The sequence below is a fragment of the Clostridioides sp. GD02377 genome (assembly GCF_045899875.1).
Classification (GTDB): domain Bacteria; phylum Bacillota; class Clostridia; order Peptostreptococcales; family Peptostreptococcaceae; genus Clostridioides; species Clostridioides difficile_A.
In genome coordinates, this window is sequence record NZ_JBJODA010000009.1 from 146,630 (window position 1) to 170,478 (window position 23,849).

At 26.3% G+C, this 23,849-nt stretch carries 16 protein-coding genes; all 16 read left to right on the forward strand.

The window, feature by feature from the left end; translation table 11 throughout:
* Positions 1-65: 65 nt before the first annotated feature.
* The 16 genes from Q3304_RS09950 (at position 66) to Q3304_RS10025 (ending at position 23,807) form a co-directional block, all read left to right on the forward strand.
* Positions 66-2,372, forward strand: coding sequence for a hypothetical protein (locus Q3304_RS09950; RefSeq protein WP_407814314.1), 2,307 nt, complete (start codon positions 66-68; stop codon positions 2,370-2,372).
* Positions 2,373-2,419: 47 nt separating this feature from the next.
* Entirely contained in the window at positions 2,420-3,100 is a 681-nt protein-coding gene (locus tag Q3304_RS09955) for a hypothetical protein (protein WP_407814315.1), read from the forward strand.
* A gap of 114 nt (positions 3,101-3,214) precedes the next feature.
* Positions 3,215-3,832 carry a hypothetical protein gene (locus Q3304_RS09960; RefSeq protein WP_169469961.1) on the forward strand — a complete coding sequence of 206 codons (618 nt, stop codon included), beginning with the start codon at positions 3,215-3,217 and terminating at the stop codon, positions 3,830-3,832.
* Entirely contained in the window at positions 3,813-4,937 is a 1,125-nt protein-coding gene (locus Q3304_RS09965; protein ID WP_407814316.1) for a hypothetical protein, read from the forward strand. The genes Q3304_RS09960 and Q3304_RS09965 overlap by 20 nt, the downstream gene beginning before the upstream one ends.
* A 21-nt stretch (positions 4,938-4,958) precedes the next feature.
* Positions 4,959-5,441 carry a hypothetical protein gene (locus tag Q3304_RS09970; RefSeq protein WP_407814317.1) on the forward strand — a complete coding sequence of 161 codons (483 nt, stop codon included), beginning with the start codon at positions 4,959-4,961 and terminating at the stop codon, positions 5,439-5,441.
* Position 5,442: 1 nt separating this feature from the next.
* On the forward strand, positions 5,443-6,510 hold the full coding sequence (locus Q3304_RS09975) for a hypothetical protein (RefSeq protein WP_407814318.1): 1,068 nt from the start codon (positions 5,443-5,445) through the stop codon (positions 6,508-6,510).
* Entirely contained in the window at positions 6,503-6,868 is a 366-nt protein-coding gene (locus Q3304_RS09980) for a hypothetical protein (protein WP_054270795.1), read from the forward strand. Before Q3304_RS09975 ends, Q3304_RS09980 begins: the two co-directional genes overlap by 8 nt.
* 38 nt (positions 6,869-6,906) lie before the next feature.
* Complete coding sequence (locus Q3304_RS09985) at positions 6,907-10,548, forward strand: hypothetical protein (protein ID WP_407814319.1); 3,642 nt, start codon at positions 6,907-6,909, stop codon at positions 10,546-10,548.
* 38 nt (positions 10,549-10,586) lie between these two features.
* Positions 10,587-11,363, forward strand: a complete 777-nt coding sequence (locus Q3304_RS09990) for a hypothetical protein (RefSeq protein ID WP_407814320.1) — start codon at positions 10,587-10,589, stop codon at positions 11,361-11,363.
* A complete protein-coding gene (locus Q3304_RS09995) occupies positions 11,356-11,769 on the forward strand; it encodes a hypothetical protein (RefSeq protein ID WP_054270754.1) in 414 nt (137 codons plus the stop codon). Before Q3304_RS09990 ends, Q3304_RS09995 begins: the two co-directional genes overlap by 8 nt.
* Positions 11,750-12,565, forward strand: a complete 816-nt coding sequence (locus Q3304_RS10000; protein ID WP_407814321.1) for a baseplate J/gp47 family protein — start codon at positions 11,750-11,752, stop codon at positions 12,563-12,565. Before Q3304_RS09995 ends, Q3304_RS10000 begins: the two co-directional genes overlap by 20 nt.
* Before the next feature lie 8 nt (positions 12,566-12,573).
* On the forward strand, positions 12,574-13,248 hold the full coding sequence (locus Q3304_RS10005) for a hypothetical protein (protein ID WP_407814323.1): 675 nt from the start codon (positions 12,574-12,576) through the stop codon (positions 13,246-13,248).
* Entirely contained in the window at positions 13,249-14,367 is a 1,119-nt protein-coding gene (locus Q3304_RS10010; protein WP_054277044.1) for a hypothetical protein, read from the forward strand.
* 15 nt (positions 14,368-14,382) lie between these two features.
* Complete coding sequence (locus Q3304_RS10015) at positions 14,383-17,754, forward strand: Ig-like domain-containing protein (protein ID WP_407814324.1); 3,372 nt, start codon at positions 14,383-14,385, stop codon at positions 17,752-17,754.
* A 25-nt stretch (positions 17,755-17,779) separates the two neighbouring features.
* Positions 17,780-21,457, forward strand: coding sequence for a hypothetical protein (locus Q3304_RS10020; protein WP_407814325.1), 3,678 nt, complete (start codon positions 17,780-17,782; stop codon positions 21,455-21,457).
* Between the two features lie 118 nt (positions 21,458-21,575).
* The gene (locus Q3304_RS10025; RefSeq protein ID WP_407814326.1) at positions 21,576-23,807 is read left to right on the forward strand and encodes a hypothetical protein; all 2,232 of its coding nucleotides are present in this window, start codon (positions 21,576-21,578) and stop codon (positions 23,805-23,807) included.
* The last annotated feature ends 42 nt before the right edge of the window (positions 23,808-23,849 follow it).

Consider the following 23,849-nt stretch of genomic DNA (forward strand, 5'->3'; position numbering starts at 1 on the left):
ATAATGTGAATTTTACTTGGTATAAAATCTGTAAAATCTACAAGATTTAGAGGAGGAAAACCTTTATGGCAAATTTAGGAAATTTGTATCCTAATCTTCCAGGAATGTTAGTTGAATTTAAAGATGGTGGTTCTGCACTTAGATTTAGCTCAGATGAATACAATACTGATAGCATGTTGTTACTTGGTACAGCAGTTGATGGACCAGTAATGGAGCCAGTAGCTATAGATGATTCTTCTATAGAATTACTATTTGGCTCAGATATTAATTTAAATGGAATTCCAAATGGTGCAACATTAGTTCACTCATATAAGCAAGCTAGAGAGGCTGGATGCCAAGATATAAGAGTGATGAGAATATCTGGTACATGTTCAACATCAAATATAAGTGCACCATCACAAGTGGTTGAAAGAAATAAAAAAATAGATGAGGATTTATCCATTATTCAAGGTTGTGAGAAAACTGATATAAAACTAAGTGGAAAAGGAATTGTTCCAAGTTCGATTAGAGTGTATGTAAAAGGAATTGAGCTATTATCTGGATTTACATATAATGAATCTACAAAAAGTATATCAATAGAAAAAAATGCTTGTGATGCAGGAGTACCTGTTTCAGTATCTTATAGTTATAGATATTGGGTTGAGCAGAAACCAGAATATTTAGCTTTAAATAAAGATAAAAAAATTTTTCTATCCAATATACCAAATGGAGCTGCTATAGTAGCTACTTATGATGGTAAACCTATAGAGGATGACATTGAAATGAATGATAATGTTATAACAATGCCATCTTTAAGTGAAGGAGAAAAAGTAGCTGTTGGTTATAGGGTAGAAGTTGTTGGAGAAGATATAGAAACTCAATTAGATGGAAATATTTTTATGACAGCTACAACAACTCAAAAACTACTTTTAAGCAATACTCCAGTAGATGGAACACTTATATTATATGTTGGTGGAAGTAAAGTACTCGATTTGAACTCTTTTTCAATAGATAAAAAATCAAAGACTATAACTCTTAAAAAAGAATGTTTTGAAATGGGGCAAGTAGTATCAGTAAGTTATTACATGCCATTTAAAGAAAATATAGAAAGAAAAATAAGATTAAAATCTAGGTTTGCTGGAGATATATATAATTTAGGTCAAGTGAAAGTAGAAGATTTGAGAGATACTTTTGGCAATTATATAGGAAAATATGTAAAAATAATTAAGCCAGAATCTAAAATGAGTATTGGTGAAGAACCATTGATATTGTCAACTCTTGACTACATAACCTTTGGAGAGTTAGTAGATGCAATAAATACTTTACAAACAACATATTTTGCAGAAACAGATACACCAGAAGTACTAACAAAAGACTTGATAAAATCAGCTACATATTTTATAGGAGGCTCTAATGGTTTAGACATGAATAAAGAAGATATGTTTAAGGCATTATCAGGAGAAAGGGATAGAAATGGATATATAGTAAAACAAGGTGCTTATCAGTTGCTTGAAAATTATAATGTAGATTGGATAGTACCCTTAGGTGTTTATGCTGATGATAAACTATTTGACAGACATCAAAATTTTGCATATGAACTTGCTTTATTTTGTGCAGTCTTATCTTATAGAAATAAATCTACATATGGCGTGATATCAATGAATCCATTAAAAGACACCTCTTTGTCAGGTGTTCAATTACACTCTAAATATTTAACACAATATAATAATGAGTTTTTAATGAAAGATGATAAAGGCTCTATAATTACTGATGGACAGGGAAATTGTATAGACCTTGGAAAGTTTATATCAGTGGTTGCAGGGCCTACACCTATAGTTGAACATAGGGTAAGTTCACTTAGAGAAGGAAATGCGGCAGTGCTTTATGCTGCTTTAAATACGAATATCTTACCATATTCATCTCCAACAAATAAGATATTAAGTGGTGTAAAATCATTAAAGTACTCTTTTTCAAATGCACAATTAAATGATATAACAGGGAATAAGTTTGTTTCATTCAATTCTAAAAAATTAAATAGCAGAACTTGTTTAAATAAGGTTTTTGTAGTGGATGCTCCAACATCCGCAAAGAAAGATAGTGTATACTCAAAATTATCTACATTAAAGGTTATGAGAGCAGTAACTGATAATATAAGAGAAGTAGCAGACCCATTTATAGGGGAAGCAAATACAATAGAGCAGAGAAATGCATTAAGTGCAACAATTGCAAAGAGATTAGATACATTACTATTACAAGGAGCTATACTAGATTATAGTTTTAACCTAATAGCAACGCAACAAGATTTAATATTAGGACAGGCTAAGCTAGAAGTTGGTATAGTAGCACCACAAGAACTTAGAAAAATAACCACTATAGTAGGTTTAAAAAAATAAAATGGAAGAAAATATCCATTTAGATTTAATGGTTAGGAGATATCACTATGGCAAGCACGAATATAAACACACTAACAGCATTTTCTGGAGCTGATTTAATTGTAAGCTTTGCAAATCAAGTTATTGGAGAATTACAAAAAATATCATGGAGTATAGAACGTGAAAAAAAGCCAGTATATACATTAGGGAGTCCAGATGCACGAAGTTTTTCAAGTGGAAAAAGAGAGATTAAAGGGTCATTAGTATTTGCTATGTTTGACCAAGATTCTCTAATTAAATCTATGAAAAGCATTTTAAAATCATCAGAATCTATAGTATTTACAACTTCAGGAACTTTAGCTATAACTGAAGAGGAAAATTTTATAAATGCAGTAGAAATGTTGAAGTGGAATGTTACAGCACAAGATGCTATGAATATGAATAGTAAGTCTAAGTATAATGAAAATAATTCTAGAGTAAGTGATGAAAACTTTAAAGTACCTAATGGATTTAGTCCGATAAGAGATAATAGAATAGTTTATTTAGATTCTTTGCCACCATTTGATATAACAATGACATTTGGAAATGAACAAGGTCAATGTGCATTTCAAAAGATATATGATGTTGATATAGTAGATGAATCTAGTGAGGTATCTATTGATACAATCGTCTTAGAGAAAAAGCTAAATTATAGAGCTAGAAAAATATCACCACTTATACAAGGTGTATACTCAAAAGATGAAAAATAAAAATAAATCATAAAATTAAAAAACCCATGTAGTTAAATCTTTGTAAGTATATTTTGTGCATTTAAAAACTATATGGGTTTTTTCTAAATATAAATAAAAAGAGAGGTAAATAAAATGGATTTAGATAATACTTTTTACAAAGCATTCTCAAGTACAGATTCTCTCGCATTTATTTTATTTCCAGAATCTAAGCCAATTCTTTTAGGTAGCTTGACAAGTATATCCTACTCAATTCAAAGAAATAAAAAGCCAGTAGCATCAATAGGAAGTACACATGTATCTGGATATACTCGAGGACCTAAGATGATTTCTGGGAAAATGGATTTTACTTTAATAAATCAGAATCTAATAAGTGATTTGACAAATAAAGTTTCAATTTTATCTAATAAAAAAAAGATTAGTTCAGATGAATTGCCCTTATTTGATGTGATGATAGTATCTTTAAATGAATATAAATATGCCACACAAATGATGATATATGGAATAGATATTACCAATGATAGTCAAATTATTTCTATTGAGGATGTTTTTATAAAAAATATAATTCACTTTGTAGCAATGGATTTGAAGGATTTTGCAGATTTAGAAACTCATAAAACAGTATCAAATAATATAAGTAATTCAAATATATACTCAAATTCAGTATTCTATTATGATTTTACGATTGAAGGATATGAATATTCTAAAAAAAGCAATTTGAAAGGCGTTAAATATGACAAATTTAAACTTTGATGATGTAAATAAAAAAAAGAGAGATTATAGTACATATAAAGAAGAGTTTTATGGTAGTTCGGATGTATTGATTTATATAAATGGAAAACATAATAAACAAATATCTGCAATAAAATTTTATGTCAAAGAACAAAGTAAACCTATTTATGGATATACATCTAATACATTTGATAATATAGCTATTGGAAATAGGATAGTATTAGGTTATATAAAAATCCCTGTCAGCAATGCTTTAAAAAATTTCTCTAATTCTTTAGAACAAAATATAAATACTTGTGATGAGTCTATTTCAAATAAAGAAGAAAAAATATCTATACCAGATTGGATATATGGATATGATTTAAGAAATCTAAATGATAAATGTATATATGGAGAATATGACAATGTCTTATATAAAAATCAATGTAATGTATATGACAATGATGTCTCATTTCTTTATGATAAATCTCTGTTCTATGTTAATTTTGGTAGCAAATATGATATTAGAGTACATTCTGTTCAAACAGCTTTAGTATATATGGGATATATGTATGAGGAACGAAGCTTTAGTGAATTAAAATATGGTTATTATTGTGTGTGTACATATGATATGATTAAGGTTTTTCAAAAAGAACATAAGATAATACCAACTGGAAGATTGTGTAAGAAGACCTGGAGTTTGATATTTAGAAAATTATATTCCAATTATAATATAATTATTTTGAAGAATAGTGAAAAAGAAATCTGTATTAAAGATAAACAAGAAGAGAATCAATATAAATCGCCTTGTAATCTAAAAGCTATAAATTCTTTTATATATGATGAAGTAGAATGTGATTATAATTTGATTGATGGTTTAATAGATGATTGTTATTATGGAGAGAACAAGCAAAAGTTTGACTTAGAAGATTCAGACTATCAACTTTCTTTTAATCCAAATAATATAAATACACTTAAAAAGAGTAAGTTTTCTATAAGTCTTATATATGGAGACAAAAAAGAAAAATATCGAAAAATTATTGGAGTATCACCTATATCAGTAAGTCAAGAAATAGATACAACAGGAAATCCTGTATACGATGTTTATGAATTTATAGCAAAAGATGTAATTGAAATTAACAATTAAATAGTGTTTGGAGGAGATTAAATGAATTATGATGAAAAAAAAATAGATTTATTGGCAAAACAGGCTAAGTTGGATTTAGAATCTCAATATGGAAAAAATATAGATGAAATTGATTTATATGCAGATGTTTTTAATGATGGCAGTAAAAATAAAAAACTGAAAGATTTAGCGTTAGAAGATACACCATTATTTAAAGATGGACCAGGGACAATTCAATTACAAACATGGAAAAAGAAATGGTCTAATTATGATATATATATGATTGATATTTTAAAAAAAAGGTTTATATTTAGAACGATTAATAGATTTGAATATAAGCAGTTATTGTCTCTTCAAAATATTGATACTTTAGAACGTGAAGAAATTATATGCCAAACTGTGACATTATGGCCAGAAAACTATGATTGGAAAGATAATTCTAAGGCAGGATTAGCAACTTCATATTCTGAAGTTATTATGGAGAAGTCAGGTTTTACAAAAGATTTTGTAATAGAGGTAATATAGAATGCTTTCAATACAAGATATTATAAATATAAAAGAAAAAATGGGTTATAAAAAATTAATTCATATCAAATTTGGCACACATGAATATATATTTAAATTGATTAATCTAAATATATATATGAAAGCTAGTATTATTTCTAATACATACGAAGAGTTTAATGATTTTATATGTCAATCTGCATTAATATATCCTGAGGAATTTATTTTTTCAAAAAGTTCAGTGGCAGGATTAACAGATGAAATTTCTAAAAAACTAATTTATGAATCTCATATTTTAGATGAAAGTTCAATAGTAAATTGTTTTGAGGAAAGTAGAGGAAAACTTAATACTTTTTTAGAACAAAGTAAGCTATTTGTAAAAGCAGCATTTCCAGATGTTTCCTTTAAAGAAATATGTAATTGGGATTATGAGAAGCTTATGGATATGACAGCTAAGTCTGAATATATTCTTAAACTAAGAGGTGTAGATGTAAATCTTGAATATGACAAAGACTATTTAAATAATAAATCTAATAAAGAATATATGAATAGTCAAAATAAGATAAAAAGTTTAAACAAGAAAAACCTCAAAATTAATTATATAAAACCTAAATACTATCATCTAAATTCTAATAAATTTATAAATACAAAATGGGATACTCCAGATAAACTAAAAGTGATAGAGAATAAAAATATACAAAAACTAAATATAGAAACTAAATATATAGGCTCAAATGTTTTGAACATAGGGAATAAAAATAATAAAGATAATATTACTTATTCAATATATGAAAAAGATAAGAATAAAGATTCTACTGAAAATGAAGATGACTTTAAAAATGGTAATTATAGAATTAATTCTAAAATAAATGATTTTTATATCGACGAAAGTTTAAAAGATTATAACAACATATCAAAGATTCATTTAGAAATAAGAGATATTTTAAATAGAGCAGGATATAAAAATATTGATATAAATTATATTTTAGGTGGAAAAGATTCAAATATAGATTTAAATTTTTATGAAAACAGACTTGAAAAACTTAAAATAAAGATGTTAAAAATGATTGGAGATATTATACATGAATAGTATAAATAATATTGAAGAAAAATTTTATGAAGAATATGAAAACTTTTTATTAGGAAGAGGAATAAAAGCTAAGGTAGTTTTTAATAATATTAAATCTAAATTAAATGACGAATATTATAATTCAGAAAGTAAAGATAACATAATAGAAGATGATATTTTGATAAACAATGATAAAGCATTAAATATGAAAATATCTGCTCAATCCCCTTTAGATGCTAATATAGATTATGGTGAAAAGATTATAAAAAAATTATTTAAAAATATAAAAAATTTAAATATAAGAACTACAATACAAGATGATAGAAAAGATATAACAAGCGATGAAATTGAAAGCATAATATCTAAAATCATTTTATGAATTTATAAAAGTACTTATGAGCTAAAGAGGGTGAATTTATGGGTAATGAGTCTAATAAAAGTTCAAATCAATCATATTATGGAGCTATTGCTCAGGAAATAACAGATAGAGATAGTCAAGAAATAGTTAATATGCTATATAAAGAAGCAACACTTAGAAACTTAAGTAATAAATATAAACCTTTAAGTTATTATGAATATATTCAGTATGAACATAGACTCAAATATAAAGACAATGTTGATAATATTTTTAGAATAGGAGATTGCTGTTTTGAAATACCTCCAGAATATATAAGTGTAACTTCTACCAATGATGGTGAAAGTTTTAATGAAAATAGGTTTGCAAATATAGGACAATCTAAAAAACAGAATATAAGAAGAGAAATATTTGTAAACTTAATGACAAATGGTATAAATCAAGTTAATGGATATAAGGTGGAATCACCATTTGATTTCAAATATTATGTAGATGGATTAAGAAATTTAATTTGTCAATTTAAATATACTCCATTTGTTCCAATTGAATGTAAAGTTGTGAATAATGCAAATGGTATAAATAATGTGGTCTTAAAAAGTATGTCAGTTGAAACTGTAGAAGGTTTTTCTGAGAGTCTAAGAATTAAAATAATTATGGAAGAGCTTAATGTAAATCCTTATTTTAATAAAGATTATGTCTCATTAGATAACCATATAGATTGGGATTTGTATAGATTTTATACTCAAAAAAATCTTGAAAATTCTAATTTATCGAGGATTAATAAGATAAAGTCAGTAAACTTTACTGGTAAATTTACATTTAAAAAATTACACTCAAAAAATATAGATTCCAATAAAATAAAGAGCAAAACCACAACAACAAATAAAATTTATTTTGATGAAATATTAAGTGATAAAGAAAATGTGTATCTTACATATATCAATTTTAATTTAAATAATATATTTTCTAACATAAAACTAAATAATGGTGAAATACCAACAAAACAATACATGGGATTTGATAAAATTGACTTTGTGTTTGTATTTAAAACTAGTGATGAGAGTATAATAAAAAAATTCAACAAATTAAATAATAAAAATAGAAATTTTGAAAATGAAAATATAGATATTATAAAAGTGGAAAATGAACTTGTTAATTTGACTGGCACAGAATACATAATGATAAAAGATGTTCAAGTAGATACTGTTTTAGGATTTTCTGGACTATACAATATAACTATTAAATGTAGAAGTTATGATATAGATAAAATCCAAAAGACTAAACCAATAGGATTTAGACCATTCGATGAAGTTAAGGAAACAAATGGATATGAATATAATGAAATTCCTGAGGGTAGATTAGGTACAAAAGAGGATTTTATAGATTGTACATCTAGAGGTATAGATAGGAAAACTATGCAAGATATTTGTGTTAACAAGAAAATTATGTATTTAGAAATGTATCCAACTCTAAATTTACCAAAATATTACGAAATAGACAATGCTATACAAAATATAAGAGATTTTAGATTTAAAAATGGAGTTAAACAAACATCTCTTATAAAATATCCTAGAACAGATATTGTTATGAATAAAATAGAAGAAAATGAAAAATATAATGGTTTTGTAGAACCAGATTTTTATATTATATATCCTGATAAATTTGAATTTAATAAAGTTAATGTACAACTAGAAAATATTAAATCAGATACAGTTATAGAACCAGAATATAAATATGGATATGAACCTCAAGATATAAATAAATTGGAGAACGAATTTAGAAAAGAGCTACATTCTGATGAGAATTTAATATTTAAGAATGAAAATTTTAATAAAATACATGGTAATGAGATTGGAAAATTTAATATTGAACAAGTAAAACCAAAGCAATCCTTTAAAAAACTTCCTGAGAATAATCCAAGTACAGTTGTAGAAAATATGTTAGTGGATGAATTTTTATATTCACAAAAAGGTACATTTACTAGAGCATTTCCAAACTTTATATTTATGTTATGTGATGAAGATGTAGACTTTTTAGAGGGGAAAAAAAGTTGGACAAACTACTATATATACAAATCTGTTGTAGATATAAAAATATCTCAAAATGTTGATTCTCCCATATCAAGTGCAAAAGTAATCATTTCTAATGATTTTAATAATAAGAAAAATTTAGATGATAATAATTATATAAAAAATAATGTTTTAAATATATTTAATAAAAATCAACCTATATCATCAAAATGTTTAGAGGAATATAAAATAGATTCAAAATCTGAAATTGATTTAGATATATTAGAAAAGAGAAATAAATTAGACAGTCAAGAAGTTTTAAAAGAAGGAACCAGAGTACATATTCGTATGGGGTATGGTTCAAATCCTTCAAAATATCCAGTTGTATTTAATGGAACTATAGTTGAAATAAATATCTCAAAAGATAATATATCAATAGAAGCAAAATCAGATGGTATAGAGCTTACAGATAAATATCTAGATGAAAAAATGAATTTTTCAGATGATAATATAGATTTAAAAAAAGATGCAAGTAATATAATATTAGATTTAATAAGTAAGAGAAATTTAAAAATAGAATACCAAAACGTTGAATGTAATGAAAAAAATCTTAAGAGTAAATACGGTGTAGAGCATTTTGGTATGTACGATTCTAACTCTATAGGAACTTACAGAACAATTCAAAATGACATATCTAAAAATATATATTTAAGTACTTATAAAGGAATATACTTCAATGATATTCAGAATATTGATTATATAGGAGAATCGATTTATGAGTTTTTACCAATAGGTAAAAAGATATGGGATATATGTAAAATGAGTGAAAAATCTATGCCTGAATTTGTAGTATATCCAAGACCATTTTTATTTGAACATAGATTGTTTTTTGGTTTACCTATTTGGATGTATAAATTTAATATAAACAATATAAAAAATGATATATATGAGTACTCTAAGGCTTTTTCACAAATGCATATAGTAGATTTTTATGACTCAATTATAGATAATAATATAATTATAGATAATAATAATTTAATAACAAATGTAAGAGGAATCTATAATGTATTAGGTAATTTAGAATCTACACCTTTTATAATAAGTGATAGCAATATAAAATGGTCAAACCAAAAGCTTAAAGTATTAGACAATTCAAGAATACAAAATTTTAATGTATTTTCTAACTTAGAGGATAAAACTTTAAAATACAGAGAATTATATGCAAATAATAGACATATGGCCATAAGAAATTGTATATCAGAAATTCAAAACTCATGGAAAGAAGCTTACGATGGCGAGTTGATTATTACAGGAAAACCGCAAATAAATGTATATGATTTAATAGCAATTAATGATTTGTTTGGAGGAACGGTAGGTGTATGTTTAGCAAAGAAAGTAACACATTCACTAAATATGAAAACTGGATTTACAACATCAATTACTCCAGGTTTGTTAACTACAAATTCATTAAAATATAGCGGTATGAGTAATGTACTAAAATCATGTAATAAAGTATTATTTTATGTATCAAATATATTAAATAATGAAAGACTAGCAAATCTAAACGATACAACTGATAAATTTAAACGGACAAGATTATATAATTATGAAAATCTAAATAATATGCTTACTACACAATATGAAATGTTTAATTATAAAAACACTATAATTACATATCCATTATATAAAGTCTAATTCATATATGAAGTTTAATCTAAAGTAGGGGGGATTATGTGAAGCTCAAAGATAAATTAATAGATAACATCATAGATCCATATTCAAATACAATATTTACAACTTCTATAGGAAAAGTCATAGATTTTAATATGCATAAAAATACAGCAGATATATATGTAGAGAATGTAAAAGGTAATAGTGCCATTTTTTCAAACGTACCTTTTCAAAATATAGGAGAAGGAGTTCATCTATTACCATTAGAAAAAGATGATAAAGTCTATATACAATTTAATAATGGTTCTGTATTTCAGCCTAAGATAACAGGAATAGCAAATGAATCTCACCAATATCTATCAAGAAAAAGAAAAACTCACATTAGGGATGGATGTCTGTTATCAAATATAAAGAGAGACTCAAGAGAAATAACCAAGAAAATGAGTGAGACTTGGTTAGATTATGATAATAAAGATAAATCAAAATATAAAGATTTTATGGATAAAAATCCTATTGATAGTGTTTTAGAAAAAATAGAAGGAAAAGGAAGTTTTGCAGGTAATGAAGTTGGTATATATCATCCTAAGAAATCTTCAATTGTAAAATTAAGAGATGATAGCAGTATAGACATATTTACAGCAACTAATGTTGGATTAAGGATAAATGCTGAAAATAAAACTATAGAAGTTTTTGGAGATTTTTCTACTAAATCAGAAAACTGGTCAATAATCTCAAATAATATAAATATATGTGCTGAAGATAAAATTATTTTATCTGGAAGTGAGATAGTTATTGATACAAAAAAGATAGAAATAAATGGAGTAGATAAAAATGTTTGATTTTTGCATAACAGATAGTGGAGAACTTATATATGATAATAATTCCAATAATTTGTTGTATTTAAATTCAGATGATTTACTTAGACAAAAATGTATTTGTAGAATAAAATCTGTAACAAAAGATTGGTTTAATGTGGACTATATAGGTTCAGATATAGAAAAATTTTTAGGAAAACTAAATAATAAAGATACGCTAGATTCAATTATAGCATCTATTGAGAATGCATTATTTTATGACAGGTTGGTTGGAGAAAATAATTTGTTTTTTATACCTAAAATACACAGAAATAAGATAGAATTATTAATTTTCATAAAAGAAAGAAGAAATAACAATCCGATTGTTATTAACATGGAAATTGACATAGTTAGTGGGGTGAAAATCAAGTATGATATTAATACACAATAAAAATTTTGAATCTCTGGTTAAAGAAACAGAAGTTGAGTTAAATAAAATTGGGTTTGACACAAGCCCTGGTTCTATAGCTAAACTTTTTTCTGACATAATAAATAAAAATATATCAGAATTTTATGATGTACTTACAATGAGCCATCTTCAAGCTTTTGTAACTACAGCTACAGGCAAATTTTTAAACGCTATAGGTTTATTAGTGGGATGCAAAAGATTATTTGAAGAATCAGATGAAGATTACCGAAAAAGAATTACTCATCAAACCTTAACTTTGGCTAAGGCAAATGAAACTTCAATAAGATTAGCCATTTTAAGTATAGAAGGTGTAAAAGATGTAATATTAAAAAGATACTCTCATGGTCCAGGCAGTATGACTATTGTGCCAATAGCTGAAAGTATAGGTGATGAAGAATTGCTTTCAAGTGTAAAAAAAGCATTATTAGATATAACATCATTTGGAGAAAAGGTTGTAGTAAAGTTACCTAATTTTAAATATCTAAAGTTAAATATAGATTTAGTTTTTTCTTCATATGTGGATGAAATAGAGAAACAGTCTATAAGAGTGTCTGTAAGAGAAAAAATTATAAGCTATATAAATTCAATAAATATAGGAGAATCACTATTTATAAATGAACTGACGCAAAGAATAATGCAAGTTAGTGATTCTATACTAACTTATTCTTGTAACAGTATTAAGATAAACAATAAAAATTGTTTGTTAATTAATCATGATTGCAGATGGGATGAGAAATTTATTGTTTCTCCAGATGAGGATTCTGTAGTAATTATATAGGGGACATAATGACTGAAAACGTATATTTGGAATTAATAAAGAGTTTTGTAGCAATTATAACTGCAATTATCACTGTAGTTGGAGCTTATTTAGGTAGAAAAAAATATAAGATAAAGAATAAAGAACAGTATAGAGCCAAAAATAATCAGTTAATGTTGTATTCGCATCCAATATTTAAAAAAATAGAGCTAAATAAAAATATTATAAAAATACATTTTACACTTGAAAATAAGGGAAAAGAGGCTGTTTTTAGAGAAATATTAATTAATCATATGAATATATTTAAAATTCATGCTTTAAAACTATGCAAAAAAGTGGATTCTGGAAAGATTGTGGATACAGATGAATTATATACAGAGAGTGTTTATACATTAAATAATATTATTGCTGATTTGAAAAGTTTTTATAAAGATAGCAATTGCTATTCACAAGAAGAAGTAAATGTACTTGATAAAGTAATGGATAAGTATAATCATTGGAATTCAGATAGGCAACAGGAAATAGTTGCTAGGATTCAAGAAATTTGTGTATCTGCTTTTTATACAGATATATACAATAAGTCTATAACAGTATTTGACACACTTCTATTTGTAATGAATGATATTATGTTTGATGCAAATAAAACATTAAATAATTTAAATGGAGATTTAGTAGGGCTTAAATTTAGAGGAGTGATTATCTAAATGAAAGAAAGTGATTTTGCAAGATATACAGAAAAAATAAGATCAATGCTTCCCTTTTGGTTTGAAATGAAGAAAAACCCTAACAAATCTATTGGGATTGAGTTTTTAAATATCTTTGGCATGGAGTTAGATGAAATAGAAGAAATATTGCTTTATGCTTCAAAGCAAATCTATATTGAGTCAGCAGATGAGGATTTTGTCGATTTGGTATATAAAGTTTTATTACCAAGCAACTTTAATGTAAATAATATTTCTATGGTGTATACAAATCAACTTATACTTGAAAGAAGTTGGGATTTGTATACTTTTTTTGGAATAAAGAAAAATGAAAAAAATTTAGAAAACAACATAAGTCAGCCAGATTATTATTTTATTGATAAAAAGAAAAAAGTAATTTATGTTAGAGAATCATATGATAAAGAAGAAGATTTGCCTTTTGGGAAAATAAAAGTAAAGTGCAATAATAAAGAATTTTTGTTTGAGTTAAATTTACATCATGTATGGAATTTTTTTGATGAGTTTGGTTCTTTAGTAGGATGTTCTAGGCTTAAAGGAGAAAAGAACCATGAATATAAGCTTAGAATTCTTGATGTTTTTAAAAATCCAGCTAATTCCACAAAACGAGGTCTTGCCAATGGAATTTCAAGAGAGCTTGGAATTAGAGAAGTAAAAGAATGGAAAGATATGAGTAAAGATTTTGTTATATCTGAAAAGATGGTTTTGGTAAATACTATATTAGTAGATAACAATTTAATAACTTTAGATGATGTTTACATCACTTCTACAGGAGAAATTCTATTAAAAGGAAATCCTGATAAAAAAAATCAATCATCAGTTGTTTCTTTTATAAAGAGTCTTGAAATGTATGAATTAGTAGATATAAATAATAAAAAATTAAGTATAGAATTATATAATTCAGATGCAACCCCAACCAAGTTATTAATTGATTATGTAACAAAGATAAAAGAAGATACTTCAATTTTTTGGAATGATTTTAAGTATGATGAAGATATATGGGTAAGAGAAGATGAAGATTATGACAATAGTTTTTCGTTTTTACCAACATTTCTTGACTCAAGTATAAAAGGTTTTTCAAAATATGGATATTATAAAAAGTAGACTGGAGGTGAAAAGATGGAAGAAGAAAAGAGTACAATTATGAAAGAAAATGAAATACCAAATCATAACAAATTTGAATTGCCAGAAAGAGTGGAAATGGTTCCACATATAAATACTAATATAGCAAGTAGAATGAAAGCTTTTCAATCTGGAATAGGAGATTATAATGATTGTAAGTTATATAAATCAGAAGATACTACATATAAAAAGACATTTAAACTGTTAAATAAAATATATGGAATAAGAGCAAGTAACAAAGTGAAATACAACACTATAAAATTTTATTATAGATATAAGATGGAAGCAAAAACTAATTATATAACTTATGATTCTAAAGTAAGAGTGAAAGTAAGTGCAAGAGAAGTATCTTCAATTGGGGAAAAAATTGAAGGAGAACCATTTGGACCAACTTACACATCTGAACTAACTTTAGATTATATATTTGATGAATATACTCAAGTAGCAGATATTTATTTATATAGTTTGATGCCAGAATTAAAAAATAAGGATTATTCAAAGCGATATAAATTTGATATAGAAGTTTATGATATAAAAGGACCAGTAAGAATATATTCATATACGCATGGATATAGGGATTTTTTAGAAGATAATGAAACTGATAATAGGGTTGAATTTAGTGAATATGGTTATTTTGACCATAAGGTGTGTATAAAAGCGATAGAAGTTACAAGACAAAAAGAGTATATAGAGATATTTCCACCATTAGAATATGATTCGCTTGTTGGAGTTATAAATGGAGATTTTCAGGTATCAGAAAATGGTAAAAAAGATATGATGGATACAGCTCCACCCTTTGAAGCTTCTATTGATGTTTATGATAGAAAATATTATTGTATCATAGAAAAATTTAGCCCAGAAGAAGCTTATGTTTTATATGAATTTGAAAATCAAGTAGACGAAGATAATTATACTCTAATCAATGGAGATAAAATAAAATTTTATTCAGATTCTATAATTGCAGATTCAACTGAATATAAGGAGTTTTTAGGCCAAGTTGATAGAGGGGAATTCATAATTGATGATAATAGAAAACACACTTATATATATGGTCTTACAGAATTTAATTTAAATTCAACTGAGTATAAGAGATTTGAGCTTGTAGTGGAAGCTAGTATAAGTGATGTGGTGATTTTAGATTATCCCAAAGTGCTTACTATAAGATATGGTCATATTGATGATATTATAATTGTGTCTTTAAGGACATTACAAAATGCTTTAGCACGTTGGTGTCCAAGCATACATAATGGATATTATTATTATAATCAAGATGAGTATTATTTATATAATAAATGCAATATGAATGGTCAAGAAAAAGTATTACAGGATGTTTTTAATAAATTTAGAGTATTAATAAAAGTTACATTGAATGTATCAGAGTCAGAAGGAAAATTTGAAAGATACGATATTAGAAAAACTAATAAAAAAGATTTATTACTTGACAGTTCAAAATTTTTCTACAAAGATAATATGCTGTGGCCAAAACCAACAAAATGTTATAACGATTATTATTATGACTTTCTTGATGAATATATTTATGAAACAACACCATTTGTATTCAACAAAAAACCTACATCCATTCAAGAAATATCATGGATACAAAAATCTAGTCTATTCAGTACTGTAGATGTATATTATGTAGGGCATAACGATATTTATGGAGAATGGATGCAACCAGTTAAATTGATTTATGGACAACCCATTCCTCAAAATTTAATACTATGCAAAGTATTTAAATTAAGATTTGTACTCAAACCGTCTAAAATGCCTAAACTACAACATCGAGAATTAATTTATGAATGTGAATCTGATTGGAGAAATTTTATTGACTCTTTCTTGAGTTTCAATTTTTATTATAGAGAAGAAGTATTGATGCCATTATCAGATAATTCTATTTCAGTATCTATAACTAATATAATTGATTTAGGAGATACAGTAGAAGAATCAGCAGATTTAAGATATATAATGCCAGCAATGAAGTTTGATGGAAAAGTAGAATTTTATATACAGGATGATAATGTGTTGATTAATCTAGAAGGAAAACTAAACTCAGATAAATGGATTCAAGTAGAAAATAATACAAAGATTGAAACTAAGAGATTTGTGAGATTTAAAATTGTTTTGAAAGAGGGAGCAAAATTATATAGTTTAAATTTAAAAGTTGGAAGATATGAGTATACAGGAATGAATTTAGAAACATTTGTACCTGCGATAGGAAATATACAAGTTAAAGCCATTTATAATCCTACAGAACACTCATCTAAATATGAAAATATAACATCATATAATCTACCATATGATACCCAACAATATACAATTATAAAAAATATTGAGGAATATGCAGAGGCAGTCGCAAAAGCAAATGATTTCAAAGTAGAAAATATTCAAAGTATAAAATTTACCAAAGTAGATGTATATTCTGAAGAATATAATCTTTTATATGATGGTGAAGGTAAAATAACTAAAAAACCATTAAAAGCACAATCATTATATGTATCTCAAAATGATTTTATAGCAGAATTAGACCAAGATGGAATAATATTTAAGGTTCCATATACTAAAACTATAAGAATGTCTCCTATACCACAACAATATTCACCTATTATTATATATGAAATTGGAATAGAGGAACCATATACTCAAGTATTTTTTATAAGTAAAACAGGAGAATATTCACTTGAAAATGAAGAAAAATTTGAATCTCTAGGATTTAAAACTTTATACTTACAAAATATAGGTATAGATGAGACAACCATAGAGATTACAATAAATGATATATCAATGAATAACTATAATATTGAAAATAATGTTGTAGTTTTTGAAAAGGAAATTCCTAAAGGAAGTACAATAAATGTTAGATACAAAATTAAGAACTCTTTTATAGCTTTATATGACTATGAAAAAGATGAAGTTGAAATAAAATTGCATAAATTTGAAGAAAAATACCCAACTAAGGTGAAGGTATATTTTGAAACTCATAAAACATCTTCACTAAAAGAATTAAAGCATATATCATTAAATCCAATCTACAATACCCTATACAATGGATATATATACATATCAGACTATACTTTAGAACCTTACTTTTTAAAGATTTACTCAGAAAACAACTTTATATTTGCAAATGGAAAAGATGATATAAGCATCTTAATATCAGTAACAGATAAATATAATAATCCAATTGAAGGTGCATCTGTAAACGTAGAAGCTGCTCTTGGAACAATAGAAAAATTAAATTATAGAACTGATATTAATGGAATAATTGCATGTATTTATACAAGTTGGACAGGCAATTGTATAGATGTTATAAAAGCAATTGCCAATGAAAATGCTAAAGATGAAATTAATATAGTAAATAGAAAAATATAGATAAGTTACAAAAGGGGAATGTTTTATGGATATTAGTAAACTGAAAACATTAAATTATAAGATTACAAATGGGTCTAACCTTCAAGGAGTTATTCTGATAAATGATGGTCAAATAAATTCTTTAGGAGATGCATATAAAAAAGGCTCTATTGAAGAAGAGACTTTTTTAAAATTAGCTGGAGATGTTACTTTTAATATTTCAAACAATATAATTTATTTTAATTATTATGCAAATGATTTATACATAGGAGAAGACTCTTTTGACTTTGTTGTGAAATTAGAAAATGGTATGACATATATTCAAACAATCGATATTTTAATTGAGCAAAAAATAGTACCTATAAATTCAAAAGAAAGATTTATAGAAATATATTTTGATGATGAACAAGAAGATAGAGTAAATGTGAATATATCAAGCAATGTTGACCAATCTATAGAGTTACCAACCACAGTAGTTTATAGTTCAACAGATAAAGAATTTAATATTGATAAATGTGTTGAAACTAATGATGCTATAAATAACTTTAGTGTAATACCATACCCTTTATATGATTGTAAGGTTGAGATAGTGACTAAAGTTAAGAATGATATAGTAAATAATGGAGCAAGTATAAAAGTAATTAACAGTGCCAATATATCCTTTATAAAAAATAAGAAGTTTTTAGGGGATGAATATGGAAAAATTATATTTAAAAACTTTGTAAATAAAGAATACAATATTGATTCACCTACAAGAGAAATAGTTTATATAGTTTGGCATGCAAGAACAATTGCAACCGAATATAATCCTAAAGATGATATTGTAGTAAATCAAAGACCTGATATAAGTACGCCTGATTTCAAAATACCTACTATAGATTATCCGCAAGCACCAAAATATGAATCTATTTTGGAAAAAGAAGAATGTATATCGGGAGATTTATTTTCCAATACAAAAGTGCATAAGGAAATCGATAATAAAGGTAATAAATCTATTAAACTTGGAAGAAATATTCCAAGTGGAGCAGTAAATTTAGCCTATTATTATAATACAACAGCATCTCTAGATGATACTGTTTCTGTAATAGAAACCAATACCAATAATGTAACATTGCATTTTGTTGATGATTGGATTCATAAAAGAAACTTAGCTACAAAAAATGAAGATTATTTTCCAGAGACTATTGAGTTTGATGGTGAAAAAGGTACAGAATTAGAAGGATATTGGGGAATTTTATACAGAGACTTTGTTATGTGGGATGAATCTACTATCACTGATTTCAAGCCAGAACATAAAGTTCAACATGAGGAATTTCAAGGTCTATTAGCAAAAAGAGTGCCTATAGATAAGATATACAATGATGGTGACAGATATGGTGTTTTAAATCTGACAAATTCGATATTCGAAGCTGTAAATTTTGTTGAAACTGAGAATGAATTGATTGACTATAATCCCAAAACTTATAATGCATATACGCGATATGAAGGTTTAGTTAGGAAATTAAAAGTATTATATAATGGGTCAGCTAAGTACAGTGGTGTTGTAAATAAAAAAGATGAGATATCAAATCTATATCCAGAACAGGCAAAGGAAATAATAATGTATCCAGATGAAAGTGGTCTTTTACATAAGATTAATGGAGAATATTTGGTAGATGATGATTTATTTTATATAACAAATAAATTTAAGGACAATGTTCCATTGTATTACAAATATAAGTTAAAGTACAAAATTTATGATAATGTTGGATTAGATATAAATGGTCTGTATAATTCAGAAAACATAAGTCTTGTTTTAGGAAATAATTATCCAATAGATGAAAATAAATTTAAGTATAAGGTCTTTATAGAAAAAACTAAATATGAAAATGTATATGATGCATATATATATACATCATTCATTCCAACTATAGAAAATCCTATATATGTTATGTATGATGGTTTGTCAGAAGAAGCTTATAGAAAAGACAGTGTAAATCCTTTAGAAATCAAAGTAGGAATACTTGAAAAAATAAATCCAGTTCAATGTTGTGACTTAGAGTCGTATAAAGTGAATAGGCTTCAAGGCATAACAAATAAGTCTTCTATAGAAGTGTTCGAATATGAAATATTAGAGGATAAAAGAGCCAAAATACAAATTGAATATATTATAGTGGCTGATGATTTGGAAATAGCACCTATTACAAAGGAAATAATAAATAAAAAATATGCATTATATTCAGAACTCGATAGTTTTAAGAATGAAGATATGATTATATCTGAAAAGGATACAAACGGATATATGACAGCAAGAGATATATTTATGAAGTATTCATCTGATGAAGATAGAGACAAAATAAATGAAAATTCAACTTTTAGAGTTAAATATAATATTCAAAATTTAAATACCATGTATTCAAAGGATAAAACTTTGATATATACAGCATCAGATGGAAATGGATTTATATATGGGAGAACATATGAAGATACTGGATTTCCAGAACAAAATTCAAGTATTATTGGAAATAATAAAAACACTAGAACCTTAGATAAAGATTCTATATATAAGTCAGCTAATGGAAAAGTTTATAAAGGATATTCAGTAGTATGTAGAAACATAAATCAAATTATTGTGGGAACACCTCTAGAAAAAGAACCTTTAAAAGGATGGTTCCCAACCATTAAATATGCTTATTTCAGTAAAAAATACGAAAGAATTGATAAAACAATAGAACTTATATATTCTATACCAGAATACGACTTACAAATATTTGGAAAATATGGGAAGCCATACATTGATATATCTGAAGAAAAGGGAAGTTTTGTTGGAAATAATACTATTAAAGTAAAGAATACTCCAATGTATATAAAAGTAGATAATAGCTGGAAACCAACTAATTTAAAAGTTTATAAAATATTAAGTGATAAAAATAAAAAAGAACTTGAAATAAAAGGATTTAATTTCAAGTATGGATTTATAGAAATTAATGATTCAATAAGTGACAATGATAAAATACTAGTAGATTATAGCTATGAAGAAAAAAACCTTCATTATAGAGGCTATTATAAAAATCAAGATAAAAATAGTAAAATTATAGATTTAAATTTAAATCCAAATATGTATAGTTTTTATACAGACACTTCAAATGAGATAAATGAAATGAGAAACTCATATGATTTATTTAATCGAACAATCCATTTCTTTTTAAAGCCGATGAGAATAATAGATAGAGGGACAGGTGATATTCTAAAAGACAATTATTTTTGTGTATATCATAAATTTGATAATCAAGAAGCCTTAGAACCATTCGATTTACATATAGGTAGAATTTTTGTAAGACATCATACCTCGCTAAAGTCTACAAATCTAATAGATACTAGATTAAGAGGTGGAGGTATTATCAAAGAAATGGAAGATAGACTTCGTCGAGATTTAGAGCCTGAAAGCGATTATTATTTAGATATTGGTACACTTGATGGTAAACCATATCAAGAAAACTCTGTAATTATAATAAGAATAGATAGTAAGTTACTTTATAAAAATGGTGGAAGGTTTTCTGAAGAAGATATTAAAAAAGCTGTTCAAAAATGGGCTGCCTATGGTAGTTATCCTATTATTGAATTTGTAGATGTAATAGGAGATGAGGAATTGCCTCAAACTAGTATAGAAGTCCATAAAAATATAGACAATCAAAAACATATCAGACCAAGTATATGGATAGAAAATGTGAACTATAATGTATAACATAATTTGAGATTCATAAAAAATATATTTAAATGAAACTCGTTAAAAAACAAATAAATTAGATGATTAGTAAATATAACTTTAAAAATGTATTACTAGATTAAATGAGGTGATTTTATTGGGTGTTTTACCTTCAGCAACACTACTTACAAATGAATTGAAGTTGCATGATTTCAAAGGTGTTAAGTTATCAGTTACATTTGGAGATGCTGACTTAAATGATGGATATTCGTATGCAAAAATGAATTTTAGAGCAAATGATATTAAATTTGATTGGTGGATAGATAAACCAAAATTAAATATTATAACAAGTGAATTAACTTTAAACGATAAAAAAGTTTGGAGCGAGTTAAATCAAGGACCTAATAGTGGATTAAATGCAGATTGTCTAGATGGATATCATGCTGTTGATTTTAAAGATAGATTAGGATACAACCATTTTAAACATGCCGCAATGGTGTCTAATAAAAGATATATCAAAATAGCTACATTTACTCCGAGAAGAGTTGGAAATGCTCCTGATTTTTCTACAGATGGTAGACTTCCATATCAAGGTATCTTTGCAAATAACATAGTTGCTAAAATGAAGAATGAAGATTATATTGATGAATTTGTTAAATCTACATCTGATTACATAGACTACACAAAGCCTAATATAGGGAAGTTTGACCATACTGATATGATGACAGAAGGAATTTACAACTCACTATTTAGAGGTTCCATAACTCTTCTTAAAGGAAATAATCCAACTAGTATGGATATTCATATTGGTTTGTTTGAAGACCCTACAAACAAAAATAAGGATGGATGGACTTGTACAAATAAGTTTTTTTATGTGTCATTACATGATGAAAAATTACCATTTATAAACGAAGATTTATCTTCTGAAGAAACTTTAACAAAAGAAGATAGAATAACAACACACAAAAATAATGATGTAAAGAATCATTTAAATAACAATATAGAAGATAAAGAAAAAGCAACTATAGAAAAGTTAAATATAGAGGAAAGTGTTTCAACATATTCAAGTATGACACCACCAAGTGAAAATCATGCACATGAAAGACCTCTTGATTTAAGTGGTTATAAGACTCCTCCAGACCCTAGTAAAAATGACTATAAAGCGGAAAAATTTCCACCATATAAACATGAAGGAGATAGTTATCAAAGAGATATAGATGTATTAAGACTGTATCATGTGAAGTCAGACTCTACTACAGTTGATGGTGTGGAAATAGTTACTCATAAGTTTGAATTATATTTAGCTATAGATGAAAAAACAGAAGTACATATACAACCATATATGTCTAGTTCTTGTATAGTTCATCAATATCAAAGTCCAATTACAATATCTGGACTTCCTGAGACAAATCATTTTATAAAACCAAAATCGATTTATGATAATAGATATTCTCATATTAGACATAGACATTATGATTATGAGTCTAGATTGGATAAGATTGATAATGAAGTAGAAGAAATTTGGGATACTTTTGATTATTATGTTGTAATAGCTCAAGGAAGTGATAATGCTAAAAAAATTCTTATGACAGATGATAATGGAAATGTTTTTTGTTCAAATGATAATATGGAAAGACATACAGATTATAGAAGAAATGGCTCAAGAGTTTTAGTTAGTGATACTAATAAGTGTATTAGTGAAAGTTCAGTTACAACTAGAGAACTTGCTCAACTTAAAGATGTAAGAACTAATGTTCAAGAGCAGTTAGATGAACTAAGGGATGATATTGATGATATAAAAAGAGATATAATCAATATAGAAAATGAAATTAAAAATATTAAAAAAGATTATGTCAAAAGACGAGGGGATTCCATGTATGGGGATTTAACCATGATTCAGAATTCTAAGATAGTTATAACTGATGAAGGAGATAGAAAAATATCATTACGTGGAGACATTAAGGATACTCAACATCCTGATAGTGATGGAGAGGTTGACCATTTTTGTTTATATGATGAAGCTATTGAGTATAAAGATAATACTGGTACTAAGAGGAAAGGTAGACGAATATTATCATATAGACCTCAAGATGGAAATGGTGGATGTGTGTGGTTTTTCAATAACGCTATTCGTTTTGGAGATGGAGAGGGTATGCCAGGTCCTAGACTTATACTATCTTTTTGTCCCCCTGGAGATTATAAACCATTTAAAAAACCTAAAGTAGGTGATATATGGATAAAACATATATTGGATACAAAAACAGAAGATAAAGATACGGAGAATGCTAAATACCCTATAGGTCTTTATGTTTGTACTAAAAGTGATGGTAATACAACTAGTGGTGAAAAATATCTAGCAGAATGGACTCCAATAGCACAAAAAAAATAGTAAGTATATTAGGATAAAGGGATTGTTTTAATTAAAATTGAA

Bases quoted from the DNA above. Each gene is read 5' to 3' on its own strand.
- Q3304_RS09950 (WP_407814314.1), top strand. From the start codon at position 66: ATGGCAAATTTAGGAAATTTGTATCCTAATCTTCCAGGAATGTTAGTT.
- Q3304_RS09955 (WP_407814315.1), top strand. From the start codon at position 2,420: ATGGCAAGCACGAATATAAACACACTAACAGCATTTTCTGGAGCTGAT.
- Q3304_RS09960 (WP_169469961.1), top strand. From the start codon at position 3,215: ATGGATTTAGATAATACTTTTTACAAAGCATTCTCAAGTACAGATTCT.
- Q3304_RS09965 (WP_407814316.1), top strand. From the start codon at position 3,813: ATGACAAATTTAAACTTTGATGATGTAAATAAAAAAAAGAGAGATTAT.
- Q3304_RS09970 (WP_407814317.1), top strand. From the start codon at position 4,959: ATGAATTATGATGAAAAAAAAATAGATTTATTGGCAAAACAGGCTAAG.
- Q3304_RS09975 (WP_407814318.1), top strand. From the start codon at position 5,443: ATGCTTTCAATACAAGATATTATAAATATAAAAGAAAAAATGGGTTAT.
- Q3304_RS09980 (WP_054270795.1), top strand. From the start codon at position 6,503: ATGAATAGTATAAATAATATTGAAGAAAAATTTTATGAAGAATATGAA.
- Q3304_RS09985 (WP_407814319.1), top strand. From the start codon at position 6,907: ATGGGTAATGAGTCTAATAAAAGTTCAAATCAATCATATTATGGAGCT.
- Q3304_RS09995 (WP_054270754.1), top strand. From the start codon at position 11,356: ATGTTTGATTTTTGCATAACAGATAGTGGAGAACTTATATATGATAAT.
- Q3304_RS10000 (WP_407814321.1), top strand. From the start codon at position 11,750: ATGATATTAATACACAATAAAAATTTTGAATCTCTGGTTAAAGAAACA.
- Q3304_RS10005 (WP_407814323.1), top strand. From the start codon at position 12,574: ATGACTGAAAACGTATATTTGGAATTAATAAAGAGTTTTGTAGCAATT.
- Q3304_RS10010 (WP_054277044.1), top strand. From the start codon at position 13,249: ATGAAAGAAAGTGATTTTGCAAGATATACAGAAAAAATAAGATCAATG.
- Q3304_RS10015 (WP_407814324.1), top strand. From the start codon at position 14,383: ATGGAAGAAGAAAAGAGTACAATTATGAAAGAAAATGAAATACCAAAT.
- Q3304_RS10020 (WP_407814325.1), top strand. From the start codon at position 17,780: ATGGATATTAGTAAACTGAAAACATTAAATTATAAGATTACAAATGGG.